22 protein-coding genes and 1 tRNA gene are annotated in these 21,297 nt (G+C 64.9%); 8 read left to right on the forward strand and 15 right to left on the reverse strand.

Features of this window, described 5'->3' with window-relative positions:
- Nucleotides 1-62: 62 nt before the first annotated feature.
- Together AB431_RS04420 and AB431_RS04425 are read right to left on the reverse strand one after the other, a co-directional pair.
- A complete protein-coding gene (locus tag AB431_RS04420; RefSeq protein WP_047333076.1) occupies nt 63-977 on the reverse strand; it encodes a haloalkane dehalogenase in 915 nt (304 codons plus the stop codon).
- A 262-nt stretch (nt 978-1,239) separates the two neighbouring features.
- Nucleotides 1,240-1,932 (reverse strand): bifunctional 2-polyprenyl-6-hydroxyphenol methylase/3-demethylubiquinol 3-O-methyltransferase UbiG, encoded by a 693-nt coding sequence (locus AB431_RS04425; protein WP_235435821.1) that lies wholly within the window; start codon nt 1,930-1,932, stop codon nt 1,240-1,242.
- Nucleotides 1,933-2,512: 580 nt separating this feature from the next.
- On the opposite strand from AB431_RS04425, the gene AB431_RS31120 reads away from it, so the two are divergent.
- From AB431_RS31120 to AB431_RS04440, 3 genes are all read left to right on the forward strand, one after another.
- Nucleotides 2,513-2,731: an anti-sigma factor gene (locus tag AB431_RS31120; RefSeq protein WP_235435823.1), complete on the forward strand. Its 219-nt coding sequence runs from the start codon at nt 2,513-2,515 to the stop codon at nt 2,729-2,731.
- Nucleotides 2,728-3,363, forward strand: a complete 636-nt coding sequence (locus tag AB431_RS04435) for an RNA polymerase sigma factor (RefSeq protein ID WP_047333078.1) — start codon at nt 2,728-2,730, stop codon at nt 3,361-3,363. The genes AB431_RS31120 and AB431_RS04435 overlap by 4 nt, the downstream gene beginning before the upstream one ends.
- 161 nt (nt 3,364-3,524) lie before the next feature.
- Nucleotides 3,525-4,262: a maleylpyruvate isomerase family mycothiol-dependent enzyme gene (locus tag AB431_RS04440; protein WP_047328918.1), complete on the forward strand. Its 738-nt coding sequence runs from the start codon at nt 3,525-3,527 to the stop codon at nt 4,260-4,262.
- A gap of 7 nt (nt 4,263-4,269) precedes the next feature.
- Here the strand turns inward: AB431_RS04440 and AB431_RS04445 are convergent, their stop codons facing one another.
- From AB431_RS04445 to AB431_RS04475, 7 genes are all read right to left on the reverse strand, one after another.
- Entirely contained in the window at nt 4,270-5,031 is a 762-nt protein-coding gene (locus AB431_RS04445; protein WP_047328919.1) for a hypothetical protein, read from the reverse strand.
- A gap of 351 nt (nt 5,032-5,382) precedes the next feature.
- Complete coding sequence (locus AB431_RS04450; RefSeq protein ID WP_047328920.1) at nt 5,383-5,937, reverse strand: hypothetical protein; 555 nt, start codon at nt 5,935-5,937, stop codon at nt 5,383-5,385.
- Nucleotide 5,938: 1 nt separating this feature from the next.
- Nucleotides 5,939-7,267, reverse strand: a complete 1,329-nt coding sequence (locus AB431_RS04455; protein WP_082135547.1) for a molybdopterin-dependent oxidoreductase — start codon at nt 7,265-7,267, stop codon at nt 5,939-5,941.
- An 11-nt stretch (nt 7,268-7,278) separates the two neighbouring features.
- Nucleotides 7,279-7,587 carry a hypothetical protein gene (locus tag AB431_RS04460; protein ID WP_052960187.1) on the reverse strand — a complete coding sequence of 103 codons (309 nt, stop codon included), beginning with the start codon at nt 7,585-7,587 and terminating at the stop codon, nt 7,279-7,281.
- 104 nt (nt 7,588-7,691) lie between these two features.
- A complete protein-coding gene (locus AB431_RS04465; protein WP_047333079.1) occupies nt 7,692-7,916 on the reverse strand; it encodes an anti-sigma factor in 225 nt (74 codons plus the stop codon).
- Nucleotides 7,917-7,927: 11 nt separating this feature from the next.
- On the reverse strand, nt 7,928-8,563 hold the full coding sequence (locus AB431_RS04470; protein WP_047328923.1) for an RNA polymerase sigma factor: 636 nt from the start codon (nt 8,561-8,563) through the stop codon (nt 7,928-7,930).
- A 20-nt stretch (nt 8,564-8,583) separates the two neighbouring features.
- On the reverse strand, nt 8,584-9,303 hold the full coding sequence (locus tag AB431_RS04475; RefSeq protein WP_235435827.1) for a flavodoxin family protein: 720 nt from the start codon (nt 9,301-9,303) through the stop codon (nt 8,584-8,586).
- 478 nt (nt 9,304-9,781) lie between these two features.
- Between AB431_RS04475 and AB431_RS04480 the strand changes: the two genes are divergently transcribed.
- On the forward strand, nt 9,782-10,348 hold the full coding sequence (locus AB431_RS04480) for a hypothetical protein (protein ID WP_235435829.1): 567 nt from the start codon (nt 9,782-9,784) through the stop codon (nt 10,346-10,348).
- 23 nt (nt 10,349-10,371) lie between these two features.
- On the opposite strand, the gene AB431_RS04485 is transcribed toward AB431_RS04480, so the two are convergent.
- Nucleotides 10,372-11,037, reverse strand: coding sequence for a peroxiredoxin-like family protein (locus tag AB431_RS04485; protein WP_047328925.1), 666 nt, complete (start codon nt 11,035-11,037; stop codon nt 10,372-10,374).
- A 92-nt stretch (nt 11,038-11,129) separates the two neighbouring features.
- On the opposite strand from AB431_RS04485, the gene AB431_RS04490 reads away from it, so the two are divergent.
- Nucleotides 11,130-11,735, forward strand: a complete 606-nt coding sequence (locus AB431_RS04490) for a TetR/AcrR family transcriptional regulator (RefSeq protein WP_200902694.1) — start codon at nt 11,130-11,132, stop codon at nt 11,733-11,735.
- A 332-nt stretch (nt 11,736-12,067) separates the two neighbouring features.
- Here AB431_RS04490 and AB431_RS04495 read toward each other — a convergent pair whose 3' ends face one another.
- Nucleotides 12,068-13,030, reverse strand: coding sequence for a hypothetical protein (locus AB431_RS04495; protein ID WP_047328927.1), 963 nt, complete (start codon nt 13,028-13,030; stop codon nt 12,068-12,070).
- 355 nt (nt 13,031-13,385) lie between these two features.
- On the opposite strand from AB431_RS04495, the gene AB431_RS30680 reads away from it, so the two are divergent.
- Nucleotides 13,386-13,467, forward strand: a tRNA-OTHER gene (locus tag AB431_RS30680).
- A gap of 92 nt (nt 13,468-13,559) precedes the next feature.
- On the opposite strand, the gene AB431_RS04500 is transcribed toward AB431_RS30680, so the two are convergent.
- Both AB431_RS04500 and AB431_RS04505 read right to left on the reverse strand, forming a co-directional pair.
- Nucleotides 13,560-14,528, reverse strand: a complete 969-nt coding sequence (locus AB431_RS04500; protein ID WP_144418192.1) for a hypothetical protein — start codon at nt 14,526-14,528, stop codon at nt 13,560-13,562.
- 146 nt (nt 14,529-14,674) lie between these two features.
- A complete protein-coding gene (locus AB431_RS04505; protein ID WP_052960188.1) occupies nt 14,675-15,760 on the reverse strand; it encodes a DUF2855 family protein in 1,086 nt (361 codons plus the stop codon).
- Between the two features lie 218 nt (nt 15,761-15,978).
- Between AB431_RS04505 and AB431_RS04510 the strand changes: the two genes are divergently transcribed.
- Together AB431_RS04510 and AB431_RS04515 are read left to right on the forward strand one after the other, a co-directional pair.
- Nucleotides 15,979-16,308 carry a hypothetical protein gene (locus tag AB431_RS04510; protein ID WP_047328930.1) on the forward strand — a complete coding sequence of 110 codons (330 nt, stop codon included), beginning with the start codon at nt 15,979-15,981 and terminating at the stop codon, nt 16,306-16,308.
- Nucleotides 16,309-16,543: 235 nt separating this feature from the next.
- Entirely contained in the window at nt 16,544-19,603 is a 3,060-nt protein-coding gene (locus tag AB431_RS04515) for a serine/threonine-protein kinase (RefSeq protein WP_047328931.1), read from the forward strand.
- Here the strand turns inward: AB431_RS04515 and AB431_RS04520 are convergent.
- Both AB431_RS04520 and AB431_RS04525 read right to left on the reverse strand, forming a co-directional pair.
- Nucleotides 19,596-20,216 carry an FHA domain-containing protein gene (locus tag AB431_RS04520; RefSeq protein WP_047328932.1) on the reverse strand — a complete coding sequence of 207 codons (621 nt, stop codon included), beginning with the start codon at nt 20,214-20,216 and terminating at the stop codon, nt 19,596-19,598. The two genes, AB431_RS04515 and AB431_RS04520, sit on opposite strands and share 8 nt — an antisense overlap.
- 1 nt (nt 20,217) lies before the next feature.
- Nucleotides 20,218-21,297, reverse strand: coding sequence for a branched-chain amino acid aminotransferase (locus tag AB431_RS04525; RefSeq protein WP_047328933.1), 1,080 nt, complete (start codon nt 21,295-21,297; stop codon nt 20,218-20,220).

Raw genomic sequence — 21,297 nt, forward strand, 5'->3', positions numbered from 1 at the left:
ATACGCCATTCTCGATGGCCGGACCGTGTGTGGCCGATGTTCTCGTGCAACCGCTGCGCGGCTTACCTGCGTGGGGTGGCGGTGACGAAGGCGACGACCTCGTTGGCGAGTTCCTCGCCTTTGTCCTCCTGGAGGAAGTGTCCGGCATTTGTGATGGTTACGGGCTGAAACCTTGCGGCGCCGGGGATTTCGGCATGCAAGACTTTTTCGGCGCCTCCGGTGATGGGATCGGAATCGGAGAAGGCGCATAAGAACGGGCGGTCGAATGCTCGAAGGGATTCCCAGGCCGCGCGGTTGGCAGGTGCGGCTGGGTCCTCGGGTGAGGTGGGGACCAGCAGCGGAAATTGCCGTGCCCCCTGTTTGAACGAGTCGTCGGGAAAGGGTGCGTCATAGCCGGCCACCACGGCGGCAGACAGCGTGCTGAGGCAGCCGCCGTTGACGATTTGTCCTACCTTGAAGGCGGGGGTCTCCTGGCTGTATCGCTGCCAGGCGAGAAAGGCCTCACCCGGATGCCGATCACCGGTCGGCAGGAAGGTGTTCGCCGCAACGACTCGAGCGAATCGGTTCGGATGTTCACCCACAAGGCGTAGTCCGATGAGGCCGCCCCAGTCCTGGCAGACCAACGTCATATCGGACAAGCCGATCGCCTCGATTGCCGCCCAGGTCCAGTCCACGTGCCTTTGATAGGTGTAGTCGGCTCGGCTGGCGGGCTTGTCGCTGCGCCCGAAGCCGACGAGGTCGAGGGCGACCGCACGCAAGCCGGCTTCGACGAGCACGGGAATCATCCAGCGGTAGAGGAACGACCACGATGGTTCGCCGTGCAACAACAGCACGGTCTCACCGTCGGCTGGACCCTCGTCGAGGTAGTGGACCCGCAGGCGGTCACCGTCCCCGGCCTCGACATGCACATAATGCGGTTCGAAAGCGTAGTTCGGCAGGTCCGCGAACCTGTCATCAGGTGTCCTAAGGGTGTGCATCACGTTCCCTCTCATCGTGGCCATCATCCATGTACTGATGAGTACAGGTTCGGATGGCGAAAGTCGATGACGGGCGTCGAATTGGTCCTCACGTGAGACGCGACACCGACGGTTTTGCTCGCGATCTCTCAGCGACTGCGCCAGGGGACTGGGTTCGATGACCTGCACCGGGATGCTGTCTCGCGGGGTATCAACCACGTGGTGCCCCCAGCAGCTGGGCCCCACGCGACACCGGGGTGTCGACGGCTGCGCCCGGGTTCGGCTACGGGGTGGCCGGACTGCGCACTGGGCCCAGAACGGCGATGATGTGCGGGGGAATGGTGACGATCTTGTGCAGCTCCAGCCCGGCCGCGTCGGCGACCGCGCTAAGCGCATCGGCACCCAGCCGCGCCCATCGAAACCAGGCTCCTCGAGCCGAGTGGGTCTCCCAGCGCAGCAACTCGCGCGATACCGACGCCGTGTCAGTACCCGAGGAGTCGACTTCGACGATGACCCGCCCACCGGGTGCCAACAATTCGGCCGCCCGGCGCAAGGTTCGGACAGGGTCCCCACCGATGCCGATGTTTCCATCGGCGAGCAGCACCCGGTCCCAGCACCCCTGGGCTGGCAGCGACCCGAAGAGATCACGGCGCATCGCGGCGCCTCCGCGGTGACGCGTCAACGCCACAGCCACCGCCGACGCGTCGACACCTAGTGCCGCTGACCCTCGGTGTTGCAGAGCGGCGGTGAATCGTCCTGGGCCGCAACCTAAATCGAGGGTCGTGCCGCCGGAGCACTCGGTCATCACCAATTCGTCGGCGAGCCGATCATGGGCGGCCACGCCGGGTGCGCCAAGCCAGCGGTTCATCAGTAATTCCCGTACCAGCCCGCGGTGATTGCGCGACCAGCACGACATCCCCGCGGCACCGGCTCGATAGATCGCGTCGACCGGTGTGGCTTCGCCCGTCTCAGTCAACGGCGGAGACAGCGACGCCGGGACGGGGACACCAGATCTGCCGAACCGTCGTTCATCGCCGAGCGACTCCGAGCAGTGCGATGCCCCCTCGACGCGGCGTCCATGCGCAATCCCATATCCTTCGGTCCCTTCGCTCGCTGCCGCGCAGTCCGGTGGGTTTCGGCGGGCATCAATTCGATGGCCTGGCAGCCGATTTTGTACCGAAGGGTACACCGGAATCCAGACCCGCACCCGCTGACGGGATACCGCCTACGGCGTCCGTCGTCGGGTCCGCCGGCGGATCGCGGGACAGCCTCGCGTTGGTTGCAGTGGTGCGTGTTCAGGTTTGACCGGCCACTGTGTAACGGTCTCGCCGATCGCCAACACCATGTGTTGAAGGCGCAAGCGACGATTCACCGCGACCTCTAGCGATCGTTCGTCCGAAGAGGTTGAGTGCACGGCTGGTTCGTCGCAATCAACGGGAAGGACAAGCGTGCCGGAGAACACCATCGAACCCTCGGGGTCGCGGCGCTGGGGTCCGGCAGCGCTCTGGAGATGGATGGCCTCGCGGCGTCGATCGCGCCCCTTGACATGCCAGGAAATGGTCCGTTTGGTCACCGACTACCTCGAGGGGGCCCTCGACGACGCCCAGCGCCAGCGGTTCGAAGACCACCTGCGAACGTGCGATGGCTGTACCGCCTACCTCGAACAACTTCGTCTCACCGTGGCGTTGGTGGGGGAGATCCGCGAGGAACACCTCGACCCAGTGTTCCGCGACCGCCTTCTGGTGGCCTTCGCCGACACGACGGATACGTGGTGACCGTGACCGCCGACGAATCGGCACTGATCGCCGCCCTGCGGCTCGGGGATGAGAGAGCCTTCGCCCAGCTTGTCGATCGACACACCATGGCGATGTTGCGCGTGGCTCGCAGATACGTGAAAAGCCAGTCGAGCGCCGAGGATGTTGTGCAGGAGACGTGGATGGCGCTGGTGCGCGGGATCGGCACGTTCGAAGGCCGATCGTCGATACGGACGTGGTTGTTTGCGGTCCTGATCAACATCGCCAAGTCGCGCGGGATCCGGGAACACTACGACCACGACGCGGTGGCCGTGCTTGGCACCGTGGAGGATCCGGCGCGTTTTTACAGCGCCGACGATCCCCGTGCGGGAGCATGGAGGGAGCCGCCGTCGTCGTTTCCTGACAGCCCTGAAGGATCTGTCCTGCGCGGTGAGCTGCGCACGGTGGCGCAGCGAGAAATCGACAAGCTACCCGAGGCCCAACGCGCGGTCGTAACCCTGCGCGACATGCTTGGCTTCGACGCATCCGAGGTGTGCGAGCTGCTCGACATCAGCGCAGGGAACCAACGAGTCTTGCTGCACCGTGGCCGCGTAGCAGTCCGCCAAGCCCTCGAACGTTATGTGCGAGGGACGGCATCATCGCCGACGCGGTAGAACGTGGCCCCATGTTCGCTACGCGACCGCGCTTGGCTGCATCGGCGGCCACGGGCGGCGATCGCCACAGAGCCTGTGCCACTCGTTTCGGTGTACTCAACGGTACAGTGTGCAAGACGCGCCGACGCACGCGCTGACGTCCGGCCGATGTGAGTGGGGACATGGTGACAACTAACGCGGTGCTGGACGTCATTGCGCGCGACGGTCGAGCACTGGTCGCGGCGGCCGCCTCGGAATGGGCTCGGCCGGTGCCGGATTGCCCCGACTGGGACGCCGCAGGCCTGGTCCGTCACACCGGGGGAATCCTCGCGTGGATGGCCCGCATCGTCGAAACCGGTGAGCGAACCAGCTTCCGGTCATTGCCGCCGCCTCCCGAGGAGGACGCCGAGCTGGCGGCGTGGTTCCTCGAGAACCTGGAGCGCACCCTAACGGTGATGCGCAACGGCGACCCTGACAGGACGGTGTGGACGTTCTCCAGCCTCGGCGATCACCGGGCGTCGTGGTGGTGGCGACGGCTGGGGGTAGAGATGGCCATCCACCGCTGGGACGCTGAGTATGCCGTCGCTATCGCCGATGGGCCGACACCGCGGCCGCTCGACAGTGCCGTCGCGATGGCAGGAATCGAGGAGTTCGTGGCGGAGTTCCTGCCCGGGCTGCTGGCTCAGCCGGCGGCCGAGCGGCCATCGGGAACGCTGCGTCTGCACATCACCGACGTGATGACCGACCGATGGCTCGACCTCGACGATCAGGGCACGGATCTGATCGGCCCGACGGAGGTCGACACCACCGTTCGGGGCACGGCGTCGGCCGTCCTGTTGTGGCTGACTAACCGGCACACCGACGCCGTCGTGGCCGGCGACCGCAGCCTGCTCGACGCGTGGACCGCACTGAAGCGCTGACCGTTCGCTACTTCTTTAACCGTCGGCTTCCGCCGTGCCAGTCCTCTTCGATCCCTGACGTCGCGGGGTCGAGGCCGAAACTCGCGAGCTGGGGACGCTCCCGCAGGCTGCGCTTGAGTTCGGCGAAACCCGGGAAGCTCGCCAACCCCAACACGTTGTCCCAAAGCGGGCCTGCCTCTTCGGGTTTGGGTAACCGGCTGATCACCGGACCGAAGAACGCCACGCCGTCTGGTGGGCGGAACTGCAGGATCGGGGTACCGACGTCCTTGCCGGTCAGCCCCAGAGCGTGATCGGTTTCGGCGCGAAGCGTGGCGTCGAAGGTGTCGTCGTCGAGGGCGTCGGCCAGCTCGAGGGGCAGTCCGGCTTCGGTGAGAATCGGCTCGAGGAACTCCCGCGTGCCGTAATAGCCTGCAGCCAAAAAGGCGAGTTCGTCGGGTGCAGTGTCGAAGATCTGTTGTCCCAGCGCCAGATACAGTGGGCCGACGGCGCTGCGCCCATACTCGGCCCTGACCCGGGCCGCGACGCGCAGCAACCTCAGCCCGGCGGTGTGCCCGGCTTCGTAGTCGGGCGGAAAGTGAGCGTCATAGTCGATGTGGGCGTTGATCATTCGCAGCGAGATGAACCGCCAATCCACCTCGTAGTCGCGTTGGCCGGCCACCAGGCGCACCCACTTGCTGGTCATCCACGCGAACGGGCACACGGGGTCGAAGTAGAAATCCAGGTCGGCCCGGCGCTCCTCGGAGGGCGGCTCATCGACCCGGGCGCTCATGAACGGGACTCCGCCTGAGCCGCGACGAACCGGTGGATCGCGGCGTCGGCGTGGTCGACCAGGGGACCGCCTAGGGTATGGAGTGCACTCGCATAAAACGAGCGCCGTGGAACAACAACAAGATGTCCGGTCTCACTCGTGTGCGCCACGTGCCACCCGCAGAAATGTCAACTTCATGGAGACGGTCGTCGTCCTGTGTTCTTGTCGGTGAACTCATTATGTCCGCACTGCCGGCAGATTTCCACGGTTACAGCCGGTCCTAAAGCGCTCAGCGAGTGCTTGTTGGGGGCGGGGGTAATGCCGCATCGAGGGCAGCGCGATACTGACTAACCCGTCGAGGTTGTGATGTGATCAGTGTGGCGGCCCGTTTACCGAATGAGTCGGGCCCTGGTTTTCGCGCACGACGCTGTGTCGGGCTAGTTGGATTGCGTAGATTGCGGTGCTGGCGCCGAAGAAGGCGGCGGTCAACAGAAGCCAGCGCCCGCAGTATGGCTGCTGAGTCAGACCCGTGGCTGACTGAAAGTTCCACGCACCCTGCTGGATGATTCCGGGTAGAAACACAACGAAGCTCAGAGCTGACGCCAGCAACGGAACACGAACGTAGTTGATCACGGGCAATCGCCGGGTCGTGGCGGCGGATCGCCGATGTGGCAACGCGGCGACCAAGATCCGGTCGACAAGTGAGTAGGCGGGAAACAACACGAGATCGTGCGCGATGATCGCAGCGGCGAACCACACCGCGATCGACTGCCACCAGGTGGTTGGGTTCCACAGCTGTCTTGGTCCCACCGTGACGAGAACGTAGGTGAACAGGGCGAAGCCGGCGATCATCGACAGTAGGTGTAGGGGATGAGATCCGTAGATGTCGCGGAACGCGGTACTCGATGATGTTGATGGGGTGGGCATGTCACGCCTTTCGGAAGTCGATCGCGGCCACCCATTTTGTGCAGTGCACGCCGGGCAGGGCTGGCACGATGATCCGAGCCGGATATCCGTGGTCGGGGGACAGATCGACGCCGTTGACCTTCAGGGCCAACAACGCGTCCGGGTGCGTGACCTGGTTCTGTTGCAGGGTCGCCTGGTTGAAGCCATAACGCTCTAGCGATCGGACATAGGCCGAGGCGGGGTTGGAGACACCTGCCAGTGTGGCTAGATTCCGCAGGGGTACGCCGGTCCAGACCTGTGTGCTTGACCAGCCCTCCACACAGGCGATCGGCAGCGTTGCGGTGTGTTGCGCCATGGCAAGTAGCGCCACACGGTCGAGGGTTACCGGATGTGGGCCGCCGGTCAACGTCAATCGCCATGTGTCGCTTGTTGTTCGGGGGTCGATGAGTGATGCGGCGAAGGTCTTGTTGACCTCGAAGGCGTTGGGGCCCTCCCCGAGATTTCGGCCGCGCGGTAACAACAGTGCTGCGTGCCGGGTGAACCCGCCGATCGTTTGTCCGGCGGTGATGATCGCAAGGAAAGCCGAGCCTGCGCCGACGAGCGCCAGAGCGCCGCGCCGGCTGATCGTGGCGGGGGCGGGGTTGGGGGCGACGAGTCCGTCGGGATCGGCTGGTTCGGGGCGGGTGTCCGCGACTCGGGTTTTCATGACCTGTCGTAGTGACAACCCTCGCAGGCCGGCGAGCATCTTGGGGAACTTGATGGCGACGTGCACCACGAATCCTGCGATGAATACCCACGCTCCGAAGTAGTGGGCGGTGTAGAAGCTGAACCCGAAGATGTAGTCGTACTGGATGTTGAGGACACCGGTGACGATCTCGAAGAGGATTCCACCGACCAGCATGATCAGCGAAATGCGTTCTAACAGTTGAGCGATTGAACGCGACGGCGGCCAGGCGAAGAATCGCGGGATCACCGACCACAGCTTGGCCAGGACTACCGGGATCAGAATCAGACCCAGTCCGACGTGCACACCCTGTGTGAGCCGATACAGCCAAGACGGGTTGGCCGGCCAGTTGAACGTCGGCAACTTGAGCACACCAACATCCGCAGGTATCGCCTGCCCGAACTGAGGACCGTAGGCGATGTAGGACAGCAGGCCGGTCACAATGACGATCGGCAGCGCCACGAGAAGTACGGCCCCGAACACCGACGTCAACCATTGACCGCGCAGCGGGCTGCGCCATCGCATGAACCGCTGCGCTCCTGGCGGTGGATGCTGGTCGAGGGTGCGCCACAAGGACTTTGGAAAACCGTACCGCGGCGGTTCGTTGTCCGGGTCCGTACCACTCATCGTTGCCGGCCTCAGTTGTTGCTGTTCGGGCAGGACAAGTCGACGTAGACGACTCCGTTGTTGGCGGGGTCCATCCGCATCATGAGGCTGCCGTCGGTCATCATCATGACGGTCAGTCCGTGCACACCGTTTACGGTGCACCGCGACAGTGCCATGGTCGACGGTTGGTTGAATTGCACGCTGTAGCCCTGGTCTTGTAAGGCCTTCACCACGTCGGCGGCCGAGCCGCTGTTGATCGGAACAGCACTGGCGACGGCAGTAGTCGCCAGAGCGGCACCGGCGGCGATGCCGATTGTGGCGGCGATGAGGGTGAGTTTCACGATGAGCTCCTCTGGGTCGTGCGCCTCATCCGGTGGAAGCGCTTCAGTGACGACCTGGAGTGATCAGCAGCTGCCCTGGCGTTACACGGTCAGTGAGAAAATGCTCAGCGCCAATTGCGGAATGCCCTGAGCAGCCTGCCACGGAACTCGGGATCGATCTGTTCGTGGGTGATGCGGCCGACCGTGTCGATCGTGACCCGGAATTGTTGCAGGTAGTTCTCGCAGCCGTCGCAGTCGAGGAGGTGCAGGTCGAAGCGTGCACGCGTCTGCGGGTCGAGTGAGCCGTCAAGGTAAGCCGTGACGAGTTCGACCAGCTCGATGCAATCCATGCTGTCGGCGCTCACGACACCCCTGTCATATACGTTTCAAGTGCTTGCCTGATGGCCGCACGGCCACGGTGCAATAGCACTCGCTGATTTGCCACGGATATGCCCAGCAGGTCGCATACCTCATGAGACTCGAAGCCGAGCACATCACGCAAAGTGACGACCGTTCGTTGCCGTTCCGGCAGCCTGTCCAATTCTTCTCGGGTCAGCTCAAGGAATTCCGCACTGAGCACTGAACCCTCCGGGGTGTCGGGAAACGGGCAGGGCGCGCGGTCGTCCTTCCAGTGCCCCGGCCACTCGTTGTCGGTGGCGGGGCGAAATCGCTGCGGATCGACGGTGGCACCCGCCGCGGTCAGTTCGGCATCGGTAGTGCGTCGATCCCGGATGCCGCGTGACTTCGCGATGTTGATCATCACGGTGAAAAGCCAAGTGCGCAGCGAGGATCGGCCCTCGAACTTGTCGATGCCCTTGATCAGGGCGATCCATGTCTCCTGAACAACGTCCTCGGCAGCCTCGGTGCTTCGGACGTAGCCGCGAGCGACCCGCAGCATCGCCGGGGTGTAGCGGTCGACCAGCGTGGCGAATGCCGACTCGTCGCGGGCAGTCAGTGCCGCGACAAGCTCCGATTCGTCGTATTCCGTCGAGGTCATCGAGACGGAATACTAGCTGCTCAGCGGTATTCGGGATTGGTGAAATCGTAGCGGCAGCCCGCGTCCCAGCCCGAGCGGATGTTGCCGTACGCCGGCACACCGCCGGCGCTGCGCAGCATCTGGGCCACGTGCAGGAGATTCCACGTCGTAAAGGTCGTGTTCCGGTTGGTGAAGTCGTTCTCCGGTCCCCCCGAACCCGGATCGAGATACGACGGTCCCGGGCCTGCTTCTCCGATCCATCCGGCATCGGCTTGTGGGGGAATCGTGTAGCCGATGTGTTGCAGCGTGTAAAGCACATTCTGCGCACAGTGCTTCACCCCGTCTTCGTTGCCAGTAATCAGGCAGCCGCCGACGCGACCGTAGTACAGGTATTGGCCGGCATCGTTGAGCAGATGTGAACCACCATAGAGCCGTTCGTGCACCTGCTTCATCACCGAGCTGTTGTCGCCCAGCCAGATCGGGCCGGCGAGGACCAAAATGTTTGCGGCGAGGACTTTCTCAAATATGTCGGGCCAGTCGTCGGTGGCCCAGCCGTGCTCCCGCATATCCGGCCACACACCGGTGGCGATGTCGTAGTCGACGGCCCTCACCACATCCACGGCTACGCCGTGCCGAGTCATGATGGAGCTGCTGATATCGATCAGCCCCTGAGTATTACTCGGTTCCGGTGAACGCTTCAGCGTGCAGTTGATGAACAACGCCCGCAAGCCGGTGAAGTCATAGTCAGCAGGGTTGGTCACGCTGTCGTCCCTTCGATCGCCATTCATCATCCACAGTCCCGGGTCGCACCCACATCGTTACGCCCAATTAGGCCGCAATTTTTCAGCGGGCCCGGCCAAGGGCCTTTTTGGGTTCGATGGACACTCCGTCGCCAACGGATAACTCTCGCGACGGTCAGGCTTGCCCCGCCGCGACGGCCACACCTCGCGGGATCGTCGGGCGAAGTCGTCGAATCCTTACCCATCGGTGACGTCCCGGCCACGGCGCCGAGCGATGTAACGCATCAAATGCCCAGGCGCACTATCGATCACACAAGAGATGCCGGTACCCAGCGCGGTGATCGGCCGACAAGGAGGACGAATACATATGAAGCGATACACCGGTGCAGTGACACTCGCAGCCGGCGCAGTAGTCGCCGCAGGCATGCTCACCGCATGCTCTGACAGCTCAAACCGAGTCACATCGCCCACCGGCATCACATCGAGCACGGTGGCTGCGATGCCGCAGTCGGCAACGTTCATGGCCGACGTGCCCGAAGCCAACGGAACGACGATGACCATGGCGATCACAGTCGAGGGGGACAAGGTGGTCGCGTTCACCACCGACGGCGTCAAGGACGAGGCCTACTTCAAGGGCACCCAAAAAGACGGCACGATGACTCTGACATCAATGTACGGGGACACCCTCAAAGCCTCCTTCAACGGCACCGTCGTCAGCGGCACAGTGCTGATGAATGAAAGCAACTCCGTCCCGACGAAGTTCAAGGCCGCCTCGGTCCCCGCACCCGCCGGGATCTATACAGCGGCCCACGACAACATGCGCGCCACCTGGGTGGTGCGCCCCGACCACACCCTCACCGGTGTGATGAACAACAGCGCACCCGGTGACCACAAGATCACCGACGCAATCATGGCTCAAAATCAAGCCTTCATGGACCAGGTACGACAGATGCGAGTGAATCTACAGCTGCACCAAGCGCCACCCATGACCTACGGAACCTGGACAACCCGGATGGGCGGCACCACGATGAACGCTGTTCGCGTCACGGGTGACATGTCGTTCTGACGCGCGCAGGTTCTCGTAGGTGCCTACAGGACTGCGTCAACGGCGGCCAGGATGTCTGCCACCTCGCTGCGGATCGTGTAGTTCGGGTGCACGTCAATCCATCGGATCGCCCCGGCATGATCGACGACCACGACCGTGGGCATGGGCAAGGTGGTCTGGCCGTCGGCGTTGACCTCGGTGAGGTCCAAGCCCAAACTCTGTTGTGCGGCAAGGGCGTCCGCCGAGGGTTGGGTCAGCACACCAAGCGCAGTGGCGAGCCGATTCCCCGGATCCGAGGCGACGGTGAAGGTCAGCTCATTCAACTCGACCGAACTCAGCGACCCGTCGGGCTTCTGCGGGCTCACTGCGATCAATCCGACGCCCCGCTCCAGCAACGCCGGCACCAGCTCGGTTTGGTAGGTCCGCAGAGCGATATTGCAATACGGGCACCACGCCCCTCGGTAGAGCACCACGACCGCGGGCCGCTCGCCGCGGATCCGTCCCAACGTAGTCAGTTCAGAGTTCACATTGAGCAGCTCGACATCGGGCAGGGCAGTTCCCAGCGGCGCGACCCCGGTGGGCACGCCGTGCGCTTGCAGCGCGGCCTGCTCGGCGGTGAAGGCGCCAATCACCTCGCCGGGCAAACTCGCAGCCGACTCGTCTGCATGCCGCTGTGCCTGTTCGGCGATGGTGGGAGTGTGCGTGGTCATCGGAGGGCCCTTCTAGAGAATGGATTGAACGCTCCATAACGCTGCGCCCCTAACATTGGAATGTCAACTCCAGAAACGGTTATTCTGGAGTGGTGATCACGCGCAAGGGCGAGGCCACCCGGGATCGCATCGTGGCCGCCGCCGCGGCCCTGATGTATGAGCAGGGAGTGGCCGGTACCAGCACCGAGGACGTCCGGGCCGCTGCCGGCGTCAGCGCGTCGCAGATCTACCACTACTTCGAAGACAAACCTTCGCTGACGCGGGCCGTCATCGGATATTGGAGCGAGGCGATCCTGGGGTTCCAGCAGCCTCTACTGGCGCGCCTCGATGGCATCGACGCGTTGCGGAGTTGGGCAGAGGTCGTGGTGGACAAACAGCGCGCCAACGGCTTTCGGGGTGGCTGCCCGCTGGGTTCGTTGACCAGCGAGCTCGCCGACGTTGACGATGCGGCTCGAGACGGCGTCGTGGAGGGCTACCGGCGATGGCACGGCGCCATCGCTGACGGCCTGGCCGCAATGAAAGAGCGTGGCGAACTGGACGACAATGCCGACGTCAACCAACTCGCGTTGGCACTGCTGACCGCCCTCCAGGGCGGCCTGCTAGTGGCCAAGGCCGCGCGCGACCCTGAGCCCCTCCGAGCAGCATTGAATACCACCATCGACCACATCGCCTCCTTCGCCACCAAGGGCAAGCCCTAGGTGTACTCGGCGAGAACATTGCCGTCACTCTGCTGAAAGGGGCGGCTGACCCCCATTGGTGCTGAATTTGCCGGGACCTAACAAGCTCCTTGCCCTGCGGCATTCGCCTTTCTCGCATCGACGAGGCGTACAACTCTCTAGACGGGCGGGAGTCGACCCCCCGTTGTGCCGAGAGTGTGCCAAGACGCGCAAAAAAGGCGATAGGCCGTCGACGCCGTGAAACGATTGCGAGGCGCTGACCTGCACAGACCCGTATTCAACGCAACAGACGAGACGCCAGAAATACGTCAAAAAACCATTTACACCGTAGCGATCGGGCCCTTTGTGTCTGGCTACTCGTCGTGCTGAGGCTGCTCGGCCACCTGCTGCGCGATCGCTAACCACTCTCGGTTCGGTTCCTGCAGGCGGCCGAGCACCACCGCCTCGGATACGGCGGTGTACCGCGCGAGGGAGCAGAGGTAGGTCCGCATTGCAATCGCCGCATACATCGTGGTCTGCGCAGTGACCGCCAGCGTGACGTGCATCGCCGCTGTCGAAACGCCTCCCACCGACGGGCCAGCAGCCGCGTACCCGACAAGCCCTGCCTGTCGGAAGCGTCCGTGCGTCGCCGCTGACAGCAGCGAGTACGGCAGTCCCGCCAGCTCGTCCTCCTGTAAGCCCGATGCTCGGTAGAAATCCTTCACCAGCTGGGTCTCCGACGGCGGCGCATCGGTGAGGCCTTGACCTTCCCGGGCGAGGATAGGGGCGTCCCACGGCTTTGGCTTCCTCCGATAGACCGCTTCGAGCCCGGCGGTCGCGCCGACTGCCAGGTAGTCGGCGGCGCGGGCGTCGCGTTCGGCAACCGCTTCTTCATCGTCCGACGGGAACGGTAGGCCGTACAGCGCCGCCAGCTCTTCGTTCAGGAACCGTCGCAGTCGCTCCTCTTTGGACCCCGCGGTGAGGACGTACCACGCTTTCGCCGCGATGACGGCAGACGTGCGTGCCAGCGGGAACGGCGCCAAGGTGACGAGGTCAGTGCGCAGGATGGCGGCGATCCCGCGGAGCAGGTCGCACTGCTCGAGCCCGACGGCCCCCTGCTTAGTCGCCAAGGTCAGCAGAGTCTGCTTGGACCGCGTCCCGGGGTGGTCGCCACTCGCGGCTCTGTCTCTCATCGCCTCGCTGCCAATGTTGAACGGGTGCGATAGTTCTGCCTTAAGCAGGCTCTCCGCTGCGTCCACGAACCGCATCACCACGTCGGCGAAGTATTCGAACTCCGGTGGTGTCAGCCGGCCGGTCAGCGGTGGCGGGGATGTCATCAGTTGAGCGTAGGCACCCCGCCAAACAGCATGGGCTTGGCTCGCGGACCGGCCCGCAACTCGCTGGAACCCAACCCCCGCTAACTTCACGTTCATACAGAGTCCGCAGACCAGCCGGAACGGCTCGGCTCCTCGATACTGTCGGCGAAACCGACGAAGAGCCACGCACAACGCGAAAGCTTGGCTGCCGTTGTGCATCGCCGAAGTTCCGTATCAAGGGGTCACGCGACCATGAAACGAGGCGTCGAGTGGTCGGTTTGATTGTCACGGGGTTGTCACAACACGCGCGAAACACTCGGGCATCTGGTGGCACGGCTTGGGATCGTTCCCGCAGCTCAGAGAGCAAGATGCGATCGCAGGACGTACCCGGAGACTCCTCTTTGCGGACTGTAAATCCGTCGGCGGAAGCCTACACAGGTTCGAATCCTGTACCTGCCACTCCGTCGGGCCCGGTTTTTGACCGGGCCTGATTGCGTTTCGCAGCTCAACCGACCGCCTTCGCTGCAATGCAGCCCATGGTGAGTCTTGGTTATTGGCCCGCTCGGCGTTTGGTCGCTGCATGCGGCTTGCGGTGCCCTGTTGCCGTTGGCCGTGGAGCGTTGGCAGCACCGGGTGCCGCTGCAGCCGCGGGTTGTCCCGTTGCGGCGGCGCCTCCGACGCTGACGCCGTTGATGTTGAAGCCGGGGCCGTGCTTGGTGACTGTTGCACCAGTTTGGAATAGCGACCCTGCGGTGGACAGGGGCCCGATTGCCTTGACGGTACTGCCGGCGCTGAAGCTGCTGAACGCAGTATTGAATGTTCCCGATTGTTGAAGGGGAGCGAATCCCTCGTAGCCCGCGTAGGCCTTGCTGTTGGGCCCAAACAGATTGGCAGCGAAGTTGACGACTCCGCCGGCCACCACGTTGCTGCCGAAATCGTGTGCCGACGAAGGGCTGAACAGGCTGACGGCAACATTGCCAATTCCCTGCGCCGCGGCCCCTGCTTGGTACGCGTTGCTGTCGCCGATCACGATCGCGATATTGCCGAACGCTGGACCCCCGGTGGAGATGTCCCCACCTGTGTAGCTATAGGTATTGGAACCGGCCGCCCATGTCATGCCGATTGCGCCACCGGAAGATGCGACGGCTCTGTTGCCCAACGCAATTGAAGAAGCCAGCAGACTGCTGGTCCTGTTGAAGGCAGCGGCCCCATCACCCTGTGCGAGGGCCCCTCCAAACAAACTGCTGCCCTCGTTGGTGGCGTTCGCCTGATTCCCGACCGCCAGTGCTGCACCGAACAGGCCGTCCGCGTGAGCTTGAGCGTTCGTACCTATGGCGATCGCGATACTGGTCAAGTTGCTTGAGCATTCGGTGCTGTTACCGATACCGAAGAATGACGCGCAGCTTGCAGAAGCGGTGGTAGCGCCTCCGAGCCCCGCTGCGGTCAATGCGCCGGCAGTCAGTGTTGCGAGCGCGATCCCGCTCAGAAGCCTTGAAGAGTCGGCGATTTGACCAACCATGATTGTTCCCCCGAACATTGTGTGTCCTGGCCAGCGATGACCCCAAGGTATCCGCGGGCAGTGGGAGTCGACTCAGTAGTGAGCTACTGCATCCCTCTGCCGTCGAACGAGACTACGAACCCTCTACGTAGTGGCCTAGTCGCATCTCACACCGACAGGATGTGACCCTCATTGGCGGGGACCGCGCCGTCGAGCAGTGCGGCGTAGCACTGCTCGACGGCTTCGCGACCGTGCCGCGTCACCACGGTCATCCACGGGTGCTCGGCATCGTCGATGCGCGCCATGAATGCCGCCCACGCCGAGGCGATCCGCTCCTGCAGTCCGTCCGGGCCCCACTCCGCCGCGCGCTTGCGGGCCTGTTCGGGCGCGAAGAACAACTGCGGGGGCGGGCCCGGCAGGTCGCCGCCGCCACCGAGTGCATCCCAATGCGTGGCGCCGACCGCGCAGCTGTAGGCCAGCAGATCACCGAGCCTGCCGTGCACGGCCGCGCGCACCGCCGTGTCGCCACTCATGTCGACGTAGACCGACGCGGTCTGAGGAAGTGACGCCACGTCGTCGTAGAGGACCACGTCGTCGTAACAGCCCAGCGAGCGGGTGAATTCGGCATTGGCCGGCGACGTGATCCCGACGACCGTGATCTCTTCGCCGCGCTGCGCGAGCCGGAATGCCGTGCCGTAGGCGGTCTTGCTGGAGGCGCTGGACAGGATCACCGTCCGCGCACCGAAGAAGTCGTTGTCGGCGAGGAAGTCGTCGATGAGGAACGACGTCGCGAACAACGGCCGCAGCAGTGCCTGCTGCGCCTCACGGTCGGCCCGATAGCCCGGGTCGGCGCTGCACCGCACGTACTGGTTGTACACGGCGTGCAGGCCGCGCCGGTGTTCAGCGCCGTCGGCGAAACCACCCGGATGAACATCGGTGGCCGGTAAGACAACCTCGTCGGCGATCGGCCAATAGCCGTAGAAGCGCTCGTCGACTTCGACTCCCGGACAGCGTGATTCGACCACGGTGGCGAAGCCCCAGACCGGGACGCGGCCGGTATCCGGATCGCCGGTCGGATAGAACTGCCAGTAGTTCATGACGTCGCCCAGGGCGGCGTAGGTGATGTTGTTCGATGTCAGCGCGAACGCGTCGACGCGCAGGCGGACCTGGCCGTCGTCGAGGGGCGGCGCCGTTGACTCCTCCCAGTGGGTGGTTCGCAGATTGCTGCGGCGCACCACGAAGTTCGTCACCATCGGTTTCTCCCGTCGTCTCGCTGCATTACACCAGGGCTGTGGTTGAACCATGCCGCCTTTAAATGCGTTTCACCCAGAGCGTCGAAAGCGAGCGACCTTACCCCGGGGATAGCAAATCCTTCCTTTGTGCACGAGGAAGTCTGGCTGCCGGGCGATTACCTGTGCACGTCTGAAACGGGAGCATTTCTTCTCAACACCCCATGAGAGGAAATACCGAAATGACCGCATCGACCCGCACTCTGACCGGCTTCAAATTTGCAGCCACCGTGTTCGGCGCCCTGGCCGTCGTCGCCCTGGCCCCGGCCACCGCGAATGCGCTGCCCGTCAACAACACCGACAGCGGCGGCTGCCACTACACCGACAAGGACGGCTACGACATCCCGATCGACGAGGGCCAGAGCGTCATTGTCGACGGCAAGACCGTGACCTGCCGCGGCGGATCGATCGTCGTCGCCAATGCGGGGTCCACCACGGGTGGAATCAAGCCGAACAGCCCCTCGAAGATCGGTGTCCTCATCGACCTGCCGCGCGCGGCGGCCACCCGCTGACCCCCGACCAACCACCCCTCGGCCCGTCACCGGACGCCTGGTGGCGGGCCGAGTCATGATGTCGGGCGAACCCTTGAGCTTTGTCGTAACCCAGACCACTATCTAGCTACAGCTTTCTGGGGGCGACTGGATTTGTAAGCTGCGGCGGAGGGTGAATCCGAACGTCGACGAGCTAAACCTCGTTACTTTTGGAGATCGCGAATCTGCCGCATCACATCGGAGGAACATCGGCGATATGGCCGGAGAACGTGCGGAGGGCGCCAAGCCATCCGGTGGGGGCGGTATCGCTGCTGAGCTCGAAGCCGCAGGATTTTTAGACGCGGTCGAGGTAGGCCGCGGCGGCGCGGGGGTGGTCTACCGCTGCTATCAGACGTCGCTGGCGCGGACCGTCGCCATCAAGGTCTTGATGTCCGACCTCGACCAAGACAATCGCGAGCGGTTCCTGCGCGAAGGCCTGGCGATGGGCAAGCTCTCCGGTCACCCGAATATCGAAGACATTCTCCAGGTCGGCGTCACCGAGACCCATCGGCCCTACATCGTGATGCCGTATCACGAGGCTGGATCCCTGGCCCAGCGGTTGCAGCGGGTGGGCCGGATCGCCTGGCCCGACGCGCTGCGTATCGGGGTGAAACTGTGCGGGGCGCTGGAGACCGCACACCGCGTCGGCACGTTGCACCGCGACATCAAACCCGGGAACGTCCTCGTCAACGACTACGGCGAACCGCAATTGAGCGACTTCGGGATCGCGCGCATCGTCGGCGGGTACGAAACCGCGACCGGATTCTTCACCGGCACCATCGCGTTCACCGCACCGGAAGTGCTGGCCGGCAATCCACCGACGGCGGTGTCGGACGTGTACTCCCTCGGTGCCACGATTTACGCGGTGATCGCCGGAGCCGCGGCCCACGAGCGTAAAGACGGCGAGGATCTGGTCGCGCACTACTTGCGGATCAGTTCGACGCCGGTGCCGGACATGCGGCCCCAGGGAATTCCCGCCAATATCTGCGCCACGATCGAGAAGGCGATGTCGCTGGATCCGTCTCAGCGGCACGTGTCGGCGGCCGAGTTCGGCCGCGAACTGCAGGCGGCGCAGCGTAACAACGGGTTGATCGCGGACACGATGGTGCTCAGCGAATCCACCGGCCACTCGAAACCTGCGACAGAGACCGCGGCGATTTCGCTGGCGACCGCCGAGCAGAGCGAACTGCCCGATCCGGCCTCCCTCGCCATGGCCGCACCGCCGGTGACACCGCCGCCCCCACCGGTGTCCAACCTCGGTGGCGCGGGCGGACCGATCTCGCCCAACCCGCCGGGACCGATCCCACCGGGCCCGCCGTTTCCCCCCGTCGGCCACGGTCCGCACACGCCCGGGCACGACGGGCCGACCAGCATCATCAAGAAGCCGACAACTCGGCGGTCCTGGCTGGTGGTCGCGGCGGCGCTCGTCGGCATCCTGGCGTTGGTGGCCGGCGGCATCTACTACGCGTCGAAGCCCGACAACGGCGGGGGCGGTGGCAGCGCAACGGCGACGTCCAGCGCACCGACCACCGAGACTCAGGCCGGCTGGAAACCGATCACCAATGCGCGGGTGGCCCGCGAGGCCGCCGCGACGACACAGGCTGACGGCACCATCTGGATTTTCGGCGGCCTGGAAAGCGATGGCGGCGTCAGCGGACGGCACGAGGGTTACGACCCGGCCATCGACAGCTGGAAGGGCGGCGACGAGCTTCCCGTTCCGGTTCAGCATGCGATGGCGGTGACGTGGCAGGGCACCCCGTGCGTGATGGGCGGCTGGCGGGCCGAGGGCACCACCACCCAGATCGCGACGGACAAGGTGTGGCGGGTAGTCAACAGTCACTGGGTCGAACTGCCACCGCTGTTGCAGCCCCGTGCGGCGGGTGTCGCGGCGGTGGTCGGTGGCCGCATCGTCGTCACCGGCGGTGTCGACGCCAGCGGCAAGCTGGTGAACACAACGGAGGTGTTCGACGGCACCGCGTGGAAGCTGGCGGCCCAAATCCCAACGCCGAGAAAGATGTTGGGCGTGGCGTCGGACGACAGGGTGGTCTACACCGTCGGAGGAACCGACGGAACGAACGACCTGCCGACGGTGGAGGCCTACGACCCGGCCGCCGACTCCTGGACGGCGTTGCCGGCTTTGACCCAGCCGCGCAGCGACCTCGGCGTCGCGATCGCCGACGCGCGGCTCGTCGCGGTCGGCGGACTCTCCGCGGGGCGGGTGCTCAAGTCCGTCTCGGTGATGGACCTCGCGTCAAAGACGTGGGCCGACCTGCCGGACCTGAGCACCGCTCGGCACGGGATGGCCGTCGCGGCGGTGGAGAAGTCGGTGTACGTGATCGGTGGGGCGACCGACGTCGGCACCAGCCAAGTGACATCGACCGCGGAGATGCTCAAGTTGGCGCCGCGCAAATTGCAGCCCGCGCCGGCCTGGCGGTCGCTGCCCGATGCGCCGACGGCCAGGCTGATGATGGCGTGGACGGTGCTCGACGACAAGATCTTCATCGCGGGCGGCATGAGCCACGGCGACACCCTTGCGCTCGTCCAGAGTTACGACCCGCAGACCAGGGCGTGGCAGGCGCAACCGCCGCTGCCGACGCCCCTGCACCATGCGACCGCCACGACCTACCGCGGCGAAATGGTGGTGATCGGCGGGGCCACCGAGGAACTCGCGAACGCCTCGAACAAGGTCTACGCCTTGCGTGGCGGCACCTGGGTTGAGCTACCGAACCTGACCCATGCCCGCGCCGCCAGCGCCGCCGCAGTGGTCGGCGACAAACTGGTGGTCGTCGGCGGGCAGAACGCCAAGCAGCTCGTCGCGCAGACCGAGGTGTTCGACGGCCAGTCCTGGAAGGACGTCGCCGACCTGCCGACGCCGCGCGAGCACCTGGCCGCGGTGTCGGACGGGACGTACGTCTACACGATTGGTGGACGATTCCTCTCCGCCGACAAGAACTCCGCGGCGTTCGAGCGCTTCGACCCCAAGTCCGAGCAATGGACCAAGCTGGTCGACATGCCGACTCCGCGCGGAAGCTACGGCGCCACCCTCATCGACGGCCGGATCGTCGCGCTCGGCGGCGAGGAGCCGACCCAGGTGCTGACGACGGCCGAGATGTACGACATCGCCGACTCGAAATGGATTTCACTGCCGCCGATGCCGACGGCGCGGCACGGTGAGGCGGTCGCGTCGGTCGGCAACACCGTGTACGCGATCGGCGGCGCGAACCGGCCGACGCACGAGGGAGCGGTGGCCACGGTGGAGGCCCTCGACTTCACTTAGTGTCGTTGTCCCGCAGCATGTTCAGGGTGACAGCGCCACGACGGATCGCCTCGTTGGCCAGGCGCACGCGGCGCTCACCCTCGGGCGGGATCGCGAACTTGTCGTACAGGTTCTGCAGATGCTGCTTGATCGCGGCTTCGGTGACGAACAGCTCCTGAGCCATCTGGCGCACCGACACGGCCTCGGGGAACGGGTCACCGGAAACCAGTGGGCGGCACAGCACCACGAGCACCTCGAGTTCCCGAGGGGTCAGGCGCGGAGCCGGCTGGGTGGGGGCGACGGAAACCGTCGCTTCACCGATCGTCACTTCGTCGGCGTCCCGTACCTCCCAGAACACCAACTTCGATTTGCCGACCCGCAGCTCGTCACCGGAGCGCAGGACTCGTTCGGCCGAGATCTTCTCCCCGTTGATGTAGGTGCCGTTGCGGCTGCCCACATCGCGGATCGACCACGCGTACCCGAGGTTCTCCAGCACGGCATGCAGCCGCGACACCGTCGAGTCATGCTCCAGCGACACGACATTGGACGACGACTTGCCGACCGTCACTCGCTCGCTGCCGAGTGGGATCAGCTGCCGTCCGGATGGCTTCCAGACTTCCAGGTGGGAAGGCATGTCAACAGCTTAGGGGGTGGGAAGTCTCGCGTATGCGAGGGCGGACGACCCGCATCCAATCGAAGGTGTCGGGTGCCTGGCCGTGGCAGATGTCGAGCATCACCTGGCGCAGCCGCGTCGTCACCGGACCGGCGACGCCGTCGCCCACCGTCCAGTCCTGCTCGGTGGAGACGACGTGTCCGACGGGGACGATCGAGCGGGCGGTGCCGCACGCGAACGTTTCGGTGATGCGTCCGGCGCGACAGCCCTGCTCCCACGCGTCGAGGGTGAGCGGCTCCTCGGAGATCGGGTAGCCGAGCGACTCTGCCAGCCGCAGGATCGAATTGCGGGTGATGCCCGCCAGCAGGGTTCCGCTCAGTGGCGGGGTGCGCAGCCGCGGGCCGCCGGCAGTGGCTTCCACGAAGAACAGGTTGCAGCCGCCGGCTTCTTCGACGTAGCGACGCTCCCGGGCGTCCAGCCACACGACCTCGTCGCAGTTGTTGGCTGCCGCCTCGCGCTGGACGATGAAGGAGCCGCCGTAGTTCCCGCCGCACTTCGCCGCGCCGGTACCGCCCGGCGCCGCACGGATGTATTCCGGTGCCGCCCACAACCGCATCGCCTTCGGTTCCAGGGTGGCCGGCCGCGACGGGGTGGCGATCACGGTGAACAGGTACTCCTCGGCGGGCCGAAGGCCCAGCGCGGCCTGCGACGCGATCATGAACGGCCGCAGGTACAGGTTGTGGCCGCGGGATTCGGGCACCCAGGCGGCGTCGGCGCGGACCAGCGTCTCGACCGCCGCGACGAAGTCGTCTTCGGGCAGCGTGGGCATGGCCATCCGGCGCGCCGAGTTGTTGAAGCGGCGGGCATGGTCGCGAGGCCGGAACACGGCTCGCTGACCGCCCGGCCGCCAAAACGCCTTAATTCCCTCGAAAATCGTTTGGCCGTAATGCAATGCCATGGTGGCCGGGTGAAACGACATCGGGGTGAGCGGTCCGACGGCAGGCGAATGCCAGCCCCTCTCTGCCGTCCACTGCATCGTCACCATGTGATCGGTGAAGACGTCGCCGAATCCGGGTGTCGCAAGCGCGGCAATGCGATTCAT

This window comes from Mycobacterium sp. EPa45 (assembly GCF_001021385.1).
GTDB lineage: Bacteria > Actinomycetota > Actinomycetes > Mycobacteriales > Mycobacteriaceae > Mycobacterium.

Bases quoted from the DNA above. Each gene is read 5' to 3' on its own strand.
- AB431_RS31120 (WP_235435823.1), top strand. From the start codon at position 2,513: ATGGTCCGTTTGGTCACCGACTACCTCGAGGGGGCCCTCGACGACGCC.
- AB431_RS04450 (WP_047328920.1), bottom strand. From the start codon at position 5,937: ATGCCCACCCCATCAACATCATCGAGTACCGCGTTCCGCGACATCTAC.
- AB431_RS04510 (WP_047328930.1), top strand. From the start codon at position 15,979: ATGACCGCATCGACCCGCACTCTGACCGGCTTCAAATTTGCAGCCACC.
- AB431_RS04515 (WP_047328931.1), top strand. From the start codon at position 16,544: ATGGCCGGAGAACGTGCGGAGGGCGCCAAGCCATCCGGTGGGGGCGGT.
- AB431_RS04500 (WP_144418192.1), bottom strand. From the start codon at position 14,528: ATGGTTGGTCAAATCGCCGACTCTTCAAGGCTTCTGAGCGGGATCGCG.
- AB431_RS04470 (WP_047328923.1), bottom strand. From the start codon at position 8,563: ATGACCTCGACGGAATACGACGAATCGGAGCTTGTCGCGGCACTGACT.
- AB431_RS04420 (WP_047333076.1), bottom strand. From the start codon at position 977: ATGCACACCCTTAGGACACCTGATGACAGGTTCGCGGACCTGCCGAAC.
- AB431_RS04505 (WP_052960188.1), bottom strand. From the start codon at position 15,760: ATGGTGACGAACTTCGTGGTGCGCCGCAGCAATCTGCGAACCACCCAC.
- AB431_RS04465 (WP_047333079.1), bottom strand. From the start codon at position 7,916: ATGGATTGCATCGAGCTGGTCGAACTCGTCACGGCTTACCTTGACGGC.
- AB431_RS04520 (WP_047328932.1), bottom strand. From the start codon at position 20,216: ATGCCTTCCCACCTGGAAGTCTGGAAGCCATCCGGACGGCAGCTGATC.
- AB431_RS04525 (WP_047328933.1), bottom strand. From the start codon at position 21,297: ATGAATCGCATTGCCGCGCTTGCGACACCCGGATTCGGCGACGTCTTC.
- AB431_RS04495 (WP_047328927.1), bottom strand. From the start codon at position 13,030: ATGACATCCCCGCCACCGCTGACCGGCCGGCTGACACCACCGGAGTTC.
- AB431_RS04480 (WP_235435829.1), top strand. From the start codon at position 9,782: ATGCCGCAGTCGGCAACGTTCATGGCCGACGTGCCCGAAGCCAACGGA.
- AB431_RS04455 (WP_082135547.1), bottom strand. From the start codon at position 7,267: ATGAGTGGTACGGACCCGGACAACGAACCGCCGCGGTACGGTTTTCCA.
- AB431_RS04445 (WP_047328919.1), bottom strand. From the start codon at position 5,031: ATGAGCGCCCGGGTCGATGAGCCGCCCTCCGAGGAGCGCCGGGCCGAC.
- AB431_RS04440 (WP_047328918.1), top strand. From the start codon at position 3,525: ATGGTGACAACTAACGCGGTGCTGGACGTCATTGCGCGCGACGGTCGA.
- AB431_RS04485 (WP_047328925.1), bottom strand. From the start codon at position 11,037: ATGACCACGCACACTCCCACCATCGCCGAACAGGCACAGCGGCATGCA.